General features: G+C 39.4%; 7 protein-coding genes. 4 read left to right on the top strand and 3 right to left on the bottom strand.

Translation table 11 applies throughout. The features are described from left to right. The first annotated feature begins 2 nt into the window (after nucleotides 1-2). The gene (locus K5Q58_RS00410) at nucleotides 3-1,601 is read left to right on the top strand and encodes an AMP-binding protein (protein WP_220751479.1); all 1,599 of its coding nucleotides are present in this window, start codon (nucleotides 3-5) and stop codon (nucleotides 1,599-1,601) included. Between the two features lie 94 nt (nucleotides 1,602-1,695). On the opposite strand, the gene K5Q58_RS00405 is transcribed toward K5Q58_RS00410, so the two are convergent. Both K5Q58_RS00405 and K5Q58_RS00400 read right to left on the bottom strand, forming a co-directional pair. Continuing rightward, complete coding sequence (locus K5Q58_RS00405; protein ID WP_259651182.1) at nucleotides 1,696-3,489, bottom strand: ABC transporter transmembrane domain-containing protein; 1,794 nt, start codon at nucleotides 3,487-3,489, stop codon at nucleotides 1,696-1,698. A 294-nt stretch (nucleotides 3,490-3,783) separates the two neighbouring features. Continuing rightward, nucleotides 3,784-4,194, bottom strand: coding sequence for a hypothetical protein (locus K5Q58_RS00400; protein ID WP_220751474.1), 411 nt, complete (start codon nucleotides 4,192-4,194; stop codon nucleotides 3,784-3,786). A 211-nt stretch (nucleotides 4,195-4,405) separates the two neighbouring features. Between K5Q58_RS00400 and K5Q58_RS00395 the strand changes: the two genes are divergently transcribed. Continuing rightward, nucleotides 4,406-5,539: a methyltransferase gene (locus K5Q58_RS00395; protein WP_220751695.1), complete on the top strand. Its 1,134-nt coding sequence runs from the start codon at nucleotides 4,406-4,408 to the stop codon at nucleotides 5,537-5,539. A gap of 1,093 nt (nucleotides 5,540-6,632) precedes the next feature. Here K5Q58_RS00395 and K5Q58_RS00390 read toward each other — a convergent pair. Further along, the gene (locus K5Q58_RS00390) at nucleotides 6,633-7,373 is read right to left on the bottom strand and encodes a FadR/GntR family transcriptional regulator (protein ID WP_220751472.1); all 741 of its coding nucleotides are present in this window, start codon (nucleotides 7,371-7,373) and stop codon (nucleotides 6,633-6,635) included. 813 nt (nucleotides 7,374-8,186) lie between these two features. On the opposite strand from K5Q58_RS00390, the gene K5Q58_RS00385 reads away from it, so the two are divergent. After that, nucleotides 8,187-10,454 carry a polysaccharide lyase 6 family protein gene (locus K5Q58_RS00385; RefSeq protein WP_220751693.1) on the top strand — a complete coding sequence of 756 codons (2,268 nt, stop codon included), beginning with the start codon at nucleotides 8,187-8,189 and terminating at the stop codon, nucleotides 10,452-10,454. 2 nt (nucleotides 10,455-10,456) lie between these two features. Beyond that, nucleotides 10,457-12,847, top strand: a complete 2,391-nt coding sequence (locus K5Q58_RS00380; protein ID WP_374758466.1) for a heparinase II/III family protein — start codon at nucleotides 10,457-10,459, stop codon at nucleotides 12,845-12,847. Nucleotides 12,848-12,856 lie beyond the last annotated feature (9 nt).

Below are 12,856 nucleotides of genomic sequence, written 5' to 3'. Positions count from 1 at the left end.
GCATGGCTTACGATGCAGATACACAGCTTGATCTCAACCAGTATCAATCTCTGGTGGACTTGATTGAACAAACTTGCAAGCGTTATGGGGATAATGTGGCTTATGCTTGTTTAGGCCAACAAACCACTTTTAGTGAAATCGAAATCGCTTCGCGTCATTTTGCAGCCTACATCCAAAACCACAGTGATTTAAGCGCTGGGGACCGCATCGCAATTCAACTGCCAAATATTACTCAATTTGTCATCGCGGCTTATGGGGCTATTCGAGCAGGGCTTATCATCGTTAATACTAACCCGTTATATACTGAGCGAGAGCTTATCCACCAATTTAATGATTCAGGCGCAAAAGCTTTAGTTGTGCTGTCTGATTTATTACCGACCTTAAACAACGTCATAGATAAAACCGATGTTTCTTTGGTCATTAGTACCCACGCATTAGATTTGATTAACCCACAACCGCAAGCTGAAACACCATTTGATAAAGTGGAATTTAATCAGATGCTATCACTTGGTGCACAAACCAATTATACCCCTGTTAAGCCACAACAAAATGATTTAGCAGCCCTGCAATATACAGGCGGCACAACGGGTTTATCTAAAGGCGCCATGCTGTCTCATCGCAATATGTTAGCCAACTCAGCTCAAGTAAAATCACGTATTGCCAGCACCATGACACCGGGGAAAGATATTTTTGTCGCACCACTGCCGATTTACCACATCTATGCCTTTATGGTGAATCTAGTACTTTACTTCGAATCTGGCAGTTGCTCAGTATTAATCCCGAACCCGCGAGATATTGGTGGGTTAATTAAGACTATGGCAAGTTACCCTTTTACTGGTTTTGCTGGCCTTAACACCTTATTCGTTGGCTTATGTCATCAACCTGAATTTCAAGCATTAGATTTCAGTAAGTTAACCATCACTATCTCTGGCGGAACCGCTCTAACAAGCGCAGCAGCTGGTGTTTGGCAAAAAACGACTGGTTGCATGATCTCGGAAGGTTATGGTTTATCGGAAACGTCACCTGTTGTGAGCTTAAACGCCCCTGGCTACCAGCAACTCGGCACCATAGGTAAACCAGTCCTGAATACTGACGTAAAAATTTTGGATATTAACGATGAAGAAGTGCCATTAGGCGGTGCAGGAGAACTTGCAGTTAAAGGACCGCAAGTCATGCAAGGTTACTGGCAAAAGCCTGAAGAAACGGCAAAAGTGATGACCGCAGATGGCTACTTTAAAACTGGCGACATTGCGGTTGCGACCGAAGAAGGCTTCCATAAAATTGTCGATCGTAAGAAAGATATGATTATTGTATCGGGTTTTAATGTATACCCTAATGAAGTCGAAGACGTGTTATCTCAAAATGAGTTAGTACTAGAGTGCGCCGTAGTGGGCGTAGCAGATGATAAGTCTGGTGAAGCTGTTAAAGCAGTGATTGTGCTGAAAGAAGAAACGACTAATGAAGCAGAGACTAAGCAGCAAATCTCCGATTATTGTCGCCGCCAATTAACGGCTTATAAAATTCCTCGTATTATTGAATTCACTCCGCAATTACCTAAAAGCACTGTAGGTAAAATTTTACGACGAGAGCTTAGGAAGTAAGCAGCCACTAACAAATCCACTTAAATTAAACGCCGTTATCACTTATCTGACAACGGCGTTTTATTAAAAGAGCTGAACCACATTCTCAAGGCAATTAACTCTGCTCAGTCAGTAACTGTAAACTGGCAAACTCTTTGTACACCTCACTGGTTAACATCAACTCTTGATGTGTACCTTGAGCAACGACTTGGCCCTTTTCAAGTACAATAATCCGATCAGCATTAATCACGGTAGCCAGCCTATGAGCAATAATCAGCGTAGTACGCCCGTGCATTAAGTTATCTAATCCTTGCTTAACTTTGACTTCACTAACCGCATCTAACGCACTGGTAGCTTCATCTAATAACAAAATAGGTCTATCGGTAAGAATAGCCCTCGCAATGGCAATACGTTGTTTTTGACCACCAGAGAGTTTTACTCCTCTCTCGCCAAGGTAAGTATCATAACCGTCTGATAACTCTTGAATGAACTCATCTGCTTTTGCAGTTATACACGCTTTAATGACTTCTTCCTTAGTTGCATCCACGCGACCATAACGCACATTTTCAAATACATTGGTGGCAAAAATAACCGACTCTTGAGGCACTAAAGCATATTGCTCTCTCAGTTGTTGTAAGCTCAGTTTGGACACGTCAATATCATCTAACTTTACTAGCCCGGCTTTGGGTTGATAAAAACGCAGTAGCAATTCAAACAAGGTACTTTTTCCTGCGCCACTCTCACCCACTAACGCCACTCTTTCACCTGCATTGATATTAAGCGTAATGCCTTTTATGACATCCTCTTTATTACTAGGGTAAGCAAAACGAAGCGCTTCAAGGCTCAGATTGCCGTTAATTTTTTCAGGTAACACAATAGGTGTTGAATCTTGTGGAATATCAATTGGCGTATGCACTAACTCAATCAGTCTTTCTGCCGCGCCAGAAGCACGCTGAATTTCACTGAAAACTTCACTAATAGTAGCAACCGAGCCGGCAGCCATAACGGCATAAAACATAAAGGCAGATAGTTCACCTGCACTGATATTATTTTGCATAACATCCTGGGCTCCAACCCAAAGCACTACCGCTATAGCTGCAATACTTAAAAACATCACTGAAGAGATTAAAATTGAGCGATATAAAATACGTGCTTTTGCCGCCGTCATAACTGATTCAACTTGGAGGTTGAATACTGTTCTGTCTTTACTCTCGTGGCCGTAAGCTTGCACCGTATGGATTTCATGCAAAGTCTCATCGATATACGCCCCTAAGTCACCGACTTTATCTTGGCTTTTACGTGAGTATTGACGAACTTTTTTACCTAAAAATATCACAGGGATAAACACCATTGGCACTGCAAGAAGCACCAAACCCGTCAGTTTAAGACTGGTAATAGCCATCATCACCATCGCGCCAAAAACTGTCACTGTCGAGCGAAATGCCATCGATAAACTGCTACCCACAACACTTTGTAATAAAGTACTGTCAGCAGTAAATCGCGATATCACCTCCCCCGTTCTTTGTTCAGCAAAAAACGCAGGTGAGAGATTTAAGAGGTGGTTATAAACCGTTAAACGAATATCAGCTATCACACGCTCACCAAGCCAAGTCATTAAATAAAAACGACAAAAAACCGCACTACCACTGATAGCAGTAATACCTAAAATGAATAAAACAATTTCATTTAAACGCTCGGCATTGTCAGCAACAAAACCTTCATCAACCATCATTTTCACCCCTTGGCCAAGGGATAACCAAGCGAACGAGCCAATAAACAAAAAGATAATCGCTGCCACGACTTTCATTTGATAAGGTTTTAAAAAGGACATGATCCAAGATAAAACAGAATATTGAGGTGAAGTAGTCAATTGAGTATCTGCATCTAGCTGGGAAGTTTGTGTTGTCAAAATGAATTCTCGTGAACGCGTTATGCCAGCCATGATACCAATAAACTGACAGTTGACGTTAAAGCGATTTGGTTTCGATTTTTCATAACTGTCAATTAGCAGGAACAGCTAGGTTTTCGTTGGTAACAATATATTTAGGTAATGATGTTCTAGATAATAACGTGCTTAAGTAATAGTCACTTTGGTAATAGTATACTTAATCAATCAAGTGCAGTTCATCTGCAAGTAACTAAAACTAAAAAACGCTAACATTTACAATATTAGCGTTTAAAATCGAGTAACTGATTACCTGGATTATGACTCTTTAACGCTCGAGTCAATCGTTTTTAATGAACGTAAAAATATCCCTAAACCACCCACACTGAGCACTAGAATAACAATCAAATCAAACGCGCTCATATGGCTGAAACGGAAATTAATCGAACTAATCACACCGAATATCAACCCCACTAAAGAACCAAATGTCAGGATCCAGCCTAAGATGTTCTTAGCGTTATAAAACATAAGCCCGATACCGAACATGAATGGGATCATAATCATGCCGCTGGTTAAGCTAACTCCACCAACATTATAAAGGCTATGGCTAAAACCAAATGAGCTGGTTACTTTTATCGCCTTCAGTAGCATATAAAAGCCGCCACACATCATGATTAAACCGATAAAAAATGATCCAATACCGCCAGAGGTACCACCTGCACCGTTCATACAAATCCTTTGTAAAAAATGAAGTTATCAATTACTTGATGGTACTGATTGGTCACAGCAATAGCAAACCTCAGCTTAATAGTGCTGAGTAATAAACTGTATCAGTAATCGAAGGAAAACAGATCTCTGAAACAACTTCCCTCGCACAACTCTAGCTAATCTGCGATAATTACTGGCTATTCGTCGTGATGGTTTTAGGTAAAAAATAATGATTGTTAGTCAGTTTTCATGTGCAGGTATCGAATTAGATTTATACCGCTATCCCAAACAACAAGAATCGAATCTTCAAGCATGGGATGCTGCTGATGAACACCTTATTAAGCACATTGTAGAGCACGAAATCACCGCGAAAAAAACTGCTATCATTAATGACAGTTTTGGAGCCTTACAATGCGCCTTAACCAAACGAGAACCAACTTGGCCATTATTTGTTGAAACTGATGCTAAAACCAGTTTATTAGGGGCAAAACAGAACCTTGAAGACAATCATTTAGCGCAAACCAATATTAGCCACTTTAATAGTCGTGACTTGTTGCCTACAGACACTCAACTTGTACTTATAAAACTGCCTAAAAACCTGACCTACTTTGCCCACCAATTACAACGTTTATCTCAGGTTTTACCTGCAGGTACCCAAGTACTTATTGGCGCTAAAGCAAAAAGTATCAATAAGTCGCTACTTGCAATTATTGAGCAAAACCTCGGTCCAGCTTCTGCGAGTTTAACTTGGAAGAAAACGCGCGTTATAAGCTGTATCACTGACGGTAAGCTGCGTAAAAACCTTGTTCAAGTGACTTGGCCAGTTGAGCATTTAAAGCTAACTATCAGTAATTTGAGTAATGTATTTGCTGCCAACAAACTAGATATTGGCGCACGGATTATGCTTGAAAACATGCCTAAAGGTGAATTTAATACTGTCATAGATTTAGGCTGTGGCAACGGGATTTTAGGTTTGCATGCTGCGCAGCTTTATAACAATGCCAATATACATTTTGTAGATGATTCTGAAATGGCTGTGGCCTCTAGCCAACATAATTGGGAAATAAACCAATTACCAATCGAGCTCGGCCACTTTCATTGGGATGATTGTTTAACGCATTTGGATGAAGAAATTAGTGCGGACTTAATATTGTGTAACCCGCCGTTTCACCAAGGTGAAGCCATCACCGATCATATCGCATGGCAAATGTTTCTTGATGCTCGAAGAAGGCTTGCCCCAGGCGGCTTATTGCAGGTTGTCGGTAACCGTCATCTGTCTTATCACATTAAGCTTCAGCGGATATTTAAAAACTGTAAAACAGTGGCATCCAACGGTAAATTCGTTATTTTACAGGCCCGTAAATAACCACATAAAGCTAATAATTGTTTTAAACATGCCATACTTAGTTGAGTCTACCGTTATTGAATTCTACTAAATTGTGTCCAGCACTAGTGCGTAAAACCAAGCTAGTGATAGCGATACTGACCATAGATTTAAGCATTGCTATAAATAATAGATATTGGCGATGAGTTAGTTTTTACTAGCGCATCGCTAATCATCTAAGCTAAAAACTTACACATAAAAAACTAACTAATTAATTAAACTTCCCCCCTAAAGCCTTTCTGGTAAAACCTTACTGATAGAAGCTTACTGATAAAACATTAACGCAGGCTTACTCCCAAGACATACAACACGATGCCATTTACTTGTATTTGCTTACTAAAGACTCGTTGTCGTAGCGATAACCTATTAGTTTAACCAAGCTAATAGATCGCATATAAATCTCATTATTAACCCACAAATTGGTAATACAAAAAACAAAACCCGGTTGACAAAATAGAGTTGCTACCACTATTGTTTCATTAATACTGCGTAGAAATCAGAATTCAAACCAGTGAAACTGGCTCACAAATAGTTAACAATCAAATTAATTTAGATTATTTTTAGTGCAGAAAAAAGGCTAAAGAGCTGACCAAATTTTAATAAAATTCACTCAGGCAAGCTCGATTTGTATTAATTTCATTTCAAATTGAAGATTGATTTTATTATTAAGACTTTGTTTAAAACTCAGGTAAAGCTGATAAATCAGTTTTGCTGGCTTGTTTAGCTGTTAGAAATCTTGATGTGAATAATCAATACCTTAGCAAGAAGGTAGTCAAATTTAGTGAAACCTATGATTAAAATCATTCAGTTTTGATGTTTAAATCGAGTAATTTCGTTCCAAATCATTCCCCCTCGTTTGGAGCGAAGTAAAAGGCCTCTCATTATGAGAGGCCTTTTTTACTTTTAAAAATAAAAAAAGACTTTTACTATCAATAGAATACAATAACAGCTTAAGTTTTACGTAAGCATGAATCCATAAAAATAAAGACAAAAAAACCTTTCATATTGAAAGGCTTTAATTAAAACGGTTACTTATTCACCTGAGTTAACACTCACTAAAGGAAGTGAAAATACGTTAGCTTAAGCGGTTAACTAAGTTATCAATAGAGTATAAGTCACGTTTTTCACTGTTCTTACGACGCACTTCTTCTAATGATTGCGCCTCAACAGTATCAAATAAAACATTAATCAAACGATTAAAATGTCTATGCATTGCAAGCCTTGCTTCTGAAGCGTCATTTGCTAATAGTGCTTCATAAATGGAGGTATGTTCATCAAGGGTTTTCTTATTATCCTTGCTACATACACTGGCATAGTCAGTAATAATCTTTTGACTCGACGCCCTTAATGCCCACAAATTTTGAAACGATTTAATTAAGGCACCATTTCGAGTGGAATTAGCGATTATCTGATGAAACATCTCATCTGCTTCTTCAACGTATGATTTATTTTCCATCATAATCAATGTTTTATTTAGTTCGATCAATTCTTCTTTAGTAATGGTATTTGCAGCAAGAGCGGCAATTTCACCTTCAACTAAAGCACGAGCTTGCGTCAGTTCAAACGCATTAATCTTATTAGTTTGATCAGCTTTATTGGCAGACTGTAAGACATAAACACCAGAGCCAGTTTTAACTTCGATTTTCTCACGCACTTCCAGTGCAATAATTGCTTCACGAACTGTTGGTCGACTAACATCAAACTTTTCAGCCAACTCCCTTTCTGGAGGTAAACGACTTCCAGGAGTATATTCGCCGCTAGCAATAGACGCTTCGATCTCTTCTACGATGCGCCAAAACATACGCCTACTTTTCATCTCTGGTCCTTCAATTGTTAAAACCAATTTTCTTGTATTACTAACATGATATCTATTTAGCTAGTCAACGCAAATCCTATTTAACAAATTTGTTTAACCAGAACAAATTTCATATAAGTCCTGACTTAGTTAAGTGAATGTTATTGGTAATAACAATAGCACATACTTTATAGCTTTGCGGTAACATAAATTGGTTGACAAAGTGGTTGACCGTTGGTTAGTTTCTATTTGACGCAAAGTTGTATTTAAAGATCATTTTTAAAGATTAGTTGTATTTAAAGATCGTGTTTAAAGGATTGTGTTCACATTTAATTAAACAATTAATCTGGCGTCAGTCTACTGGGAAGGTGATTGGGCAACGTTCCGCATACTTTATAAGTATCGTGAACAGTACTTCCAACCAAATAACTTACCGTTCCCTACACGTTCACATCGCTATGTGCAGGACTCAAGCTATTTAGATTTCTCAGCTAACTTCAAAGTGACAGATTACTTATCACTATCACTTAAAGCGCTGAACTTGTTAGACGAACCGCAAATTATGACGCGTGGTAACGACACTATGGTTTCGGACTACTCGCGTTCTGGTTCTAAATATTTCCTTGGTGCAAAAGTTAAGTTTTAGCCTTAAGTAAAACTTAGTCGTGCAGCTCCTACCTTAATTATTGAGGTAGGAGTTATTTAATTTAATCAGATGCAGTATCAAGCCTGTAAAAACAGGTTTAATGAACAAATTTGACAATAATAACGATAAAGAGAGTCATGATGAGTTTTTCATTCAAAGCAATACATAGCTCAAAACACTATGACAAGATGTTCTCTGTTTCTTTAAAGTCAGTATTCGTATTTGGAATGCTATTAGCCTCATACCAGCTCAATGCAGCAAGTTATAAGGTAAGTAACCAAGCAGAGTTTAATCAGGCCGTGAACAAGTTAACCGCTGGTGATGACATCATACTCACTGACGGAGTTTGGCAAGACTTTGAAATGAAGTTTACTGGCCAAGGCACCAAAGATGCCCCTATTACCCTTTCAGCACAAACCAAAGGTAAAGTGATATTAACAGGCCAATCAAATCTACAAATGTCTGGTGCATATTTACAGGTGTCAGGCTTAGTCTTTAAAGACGGTTATACTCCAAGTAATTCAGTCATCTCCTTTCGTACAGCTAATGATGATCTTGCCAACCACTCCCGTGTAACTGAAGTCGTTATTGATAATTTTAATAACCCAGATCGTCACAAATCAGACTTTTGGGTCGCGCTGTACGGCAAACATAACCGTTTTGACCATAATCATCTGATTGGAAAACGCAATAAAGGTGTGACATTAACAGTTAGACTTCGCAGCGAAGCAAGCCAACAGAACCATCATCAAATCGATCATAACTATTTTGGCCCGCGCCCAACATTAGGCTCTAACGGCGGGGAAACCATCCGTATTGGCACCAGCCACTATTCAATGACAGATTCCTACACAGTTATCGAAAACAACTATTTTGATCGCTGTGATGGTGAAGTAGAAATTATCTCAATTAAAGCAGGCAGAAACATAGTTCGCAACAACACTTTCTTTGAATCCCGCGGCACATTAACCATGCGGCACGGTAACGGCAATAACATCGACAGCAACGTGTTTTTAGGTAACGGTGTTGACCACACGGGTGGTATTCGAATTATTAATCGAGATCAAACCATCACCAACAACTACCTAGAAGGCTTAAAAGGGTATCGTTTCGGTAGTGGTTTTACCATCATGAACGGTGTGCCAAACTCGCCACTCAACCGCTATCATCAAGTGATTAATGCCAAAGTTAATCACAACAGCTTTATTGACGTTGACCATATTCATTTGGCTGCGGGCAGTGATAAAGAACGCTCTGCAATTCCAAAAGATTCAACCGTCAATGACAACTTATTTGTTAATAACAACCAACAAGCTCCATTTTCAATCTTTGATGATATTTCAGGGATTCAATTTGCCAATAACTTATCGAATGAGCTGACTAACAACCAAATCTCTCAGGGGATAAAACCAACTAAGATAGCCCTAAAGCGAGCTGCTAATGGTCTGCTTTATCCAGTTAATAAAGTTAATGCCAACTATGGCGCGTCCAAAAAGATTTCCCCAACTCTGAAAGATCAAACGGGCGTCACTTGGTACCCTAAAAATGAACCTGAAACCATCTTTGATTCAGGTAAAACCCACCCAGTATCGACATCAAATGAACTAATCAAGGCGATAAGTAATGCCAATGATGGCGATATCATTTCATTACAAGCTGGTGAATATCTGATTGAAAAAATCATTGAGATTAATAACACCATTTCGGTTATCGCCCAGTCACTACAAAAGCCCATAATCAACTTTAACCGCGCCAGTTTATTTGAGATACAAAACGGCGGAAGTTTGAAACTCGATGGCCTTGCCATAACTGGGATAAACAGCCCAGATTCATCAGGTAACACCGTCATCAGAACCCGTAAATCGGGCATGCTAACCAACTATCGATTTAGTATGTTTAACAGTGATATTAGCCAATTAAACATTAACCACTCGTTTCATTTTTTTGACTCTGGTGCACGCGCATTTGCCAATAAGATTGAAATTATCAATAACCGTTTTAGCTTAATTTCAGGTGATTTATTTAGGCTCAATAAAGAAACTGATGATCGCGGTATTTATAATGCTGAATACCTCACTATCAATAACAACCAGTTTAATGACATCGATGGAGCATTAGTGAAGCTTTATCGCGGTGGCACTGATGAGAGCACCTTTGGCCCGCACTTCAGCTTTAATAATAACGACCTTATCAATGTTGGTAATAGTAAGCGCAATAAGACTAAAGCCAGCTTATATATTCATGGTGTTCAAGTGACTGACATCAATAAAAATCGTTTTGCTAACAGTGCTTATATCAATATTGAACACACAACAGGGGAACCTATCACCCAAGTGACACACAATCAGTTTATCGACACTGAAAAACCTAATGTCACTGAGCTTTACACTGTTGGCGAATCAACCGCCAAGCTGACAAATAACCTCGTTACCCTGTCAGATAAGAAAGCGCTGTAATGATGAAAAAAACTTTAATACACAATCTCAACCAAGCCATCACTTTCTCGCTCGTAGCGATATTACTTATAACTCTGTTTTCAGTTTCATCCCAGGCTGCAACATTGAGCCACCCTAGGTTGGTGATTAATCAGCAAGATGTGAAAAGTATGCGGCTAGCAATTCAATCACCAGGTGTATTTAGGCAGACTTTTGAGGCCCAAAAAGCTGAAGTTGACCGCTTCATAGAGCAAGAGATTATTGTGCCTGTTCCCGTTGATGGTGGCGGTGGTTACACCCATGAGCGCCATAAGAAAAACTATCAGCACATGCATGATGCAGGCATCATGTATCAGCTAACCCAAGAGCTTAAATATTCGCATTTCGTTCGTGATATGTTGCTGGAATATGCCGAGCTTTACCCTACCTTACCCCGCCACCCAAAACGTAAAAGTAAAAATGAAGGCAAGCTATTTTGGCAAGGGCTTAACGAAGCAATGTGGCTTGTTTATACCATTCAGGCTTACGATTTTATTATTGAATCTTTATCCGAAAAAGACAGGAAAACAATAGAAACTGGCATTATTTTACCCGTGGCAGACTTTATTTCAATCCAATCACCTCACACCTTTAATAAAGTTCATAATCATGGCACATGGGCAACCGCTGCTGTGGGAATGACAGGCTTTGTATTAGATAAGCCAGAACTGATTGAAATAGCACTATTAGATTTAAACAAATCTGGTAAAGGCGGGTTTCTCAAACAGTTGGACGAGTTATTTTCACCAGACGGCTATTATAACGAAGGCCCATATTATCAGCGTTTTGCCCTACTCCCTTTCGTGACATTTGCTAAAGCCATTGAGCAGAATCAGCCTGAGAGAAAAATCTTTAACTACCGTAATGGTATCTTATTAAAAGCAATCTATAGCACGATTGATTTAAGCTATAACGGCTTATTCTTCCCGTTAAATGATGCCATTAAAAGCAAAGGCATCGATACCATGGAGCTAGTGATTGCCGTCAGTATTGCCTATGGTCTCAATGCTAATAGCCTTAATGCTAATTCTCTTGATACTAACTCTCTTAATACTCGCATTGGCCTCATCGATATTGCCCGACAACAAAATCGTATTTTACTCACAGGCGATGGTCTCAAACTTGCTCAGGCAATAGATGCAGAAAAAAAATCTACCAAGCTAGCAAGCCGTTACCCATTTTCATCTATGGTACTGCGTGACGGGAAAGAGGGTAATGAAGGCGCACTGGTTCTTATGCGCCGTCAAACTACCAGCAATAATCATAAACCTAAGCAAGGTGTTCGCAGCCAAGCTTTAGTATTCAAGGCTACTGCGCAAGGTTTAGGCCATGGGCATTTCGATAAACTAAATTGGCAATTTTACGATGATGGCAAAGAGATTATTGCTGATTATGGCGCAGCAAGGTTTCTGAATATCGAAGCTAAGTCCGGTGGTGGCTATTTACCTGAAAACAAAACTTGGGCTAAACAAACCATTGCTCACAATACCCTAGTCGTTGATGAAACCAGTCACTTTAATGGCAATACCCGAACAGGGAATAAGCACCATCCAGATTTGCTTTTCTACCATAACGATAAACAAGCGACATTCGCTTCAGCAAGCATCAATACGGCGTATGAAGACGTCAGTTTTACTCGTACCATGGCATTGATATCCGTTAATGCTAATGGTGTTGAATATCCGCTAGTGTTCGATGTATTTGATGTAAATAGCGCAAATCCGCATCAATATGACCTCCCAGTCCATTATCAAGGGCAGTTCATTGATACCAATTTCCAGCGTCAGTCATTTATTAATCAACTTCAGCCATTAGGCAAGAAATCCGGTTATCAGCACTTATGGCTTACGGCGACATCCCAGCCTCAGAGCAGTGAAATGTCAGCTGGTAGCGCCTTGCAAAAAGTCACTTGGTTAAATAAAAACGGCCATTTTTATACTCACAGCAGTATTAATGATGGTGCGATTCAAGTGTTATTTACTCAACTGGGCGCTAATGATCCTAACGATAATCTTCGCAATGAAAGCAGCTTTATTCAACGTGTGACAAACAGTAAGCAACATCGATTTGTTAGCGTGTTAGAGCCCCATGGCGAATACAACCCATCAGCTGAATACACCTTAAATGCCACCAGCAGATTGCAATCAATGACATATGAACGTCAAGGTGACATCAGTATTATCGGTTTTAGCTTAAAAACTGACACCGATGCAGCGCTGCCATTCGTATTAGCCGTGTCACATAAACAGGCTGACGACAGTTTGAAAAACAACACCAAAAATCCAAAAAAACAAACCACAACCAATAACTTTTCTTACCTTAAAAAGCCTTACAGCTTCAGCGGAAGATACCAGTTATTAACCATTACGCAGTAGGAGTAAACC

The organism is Shewanella sp. KT0246, from assembly GCF_019654955.1.
Classification (GTDB): domain Bacteria; phylum Pseudomonadota; class Gammaproteobacteria; order Enterobacterales; family Shewanellaceae; genus Shewanella; species Shewanella goraebulensis.
Note: the sequence above shows the minus strand (reverse complement) of the source record. Positions and strands in the feature narration are given on the sequence as shown.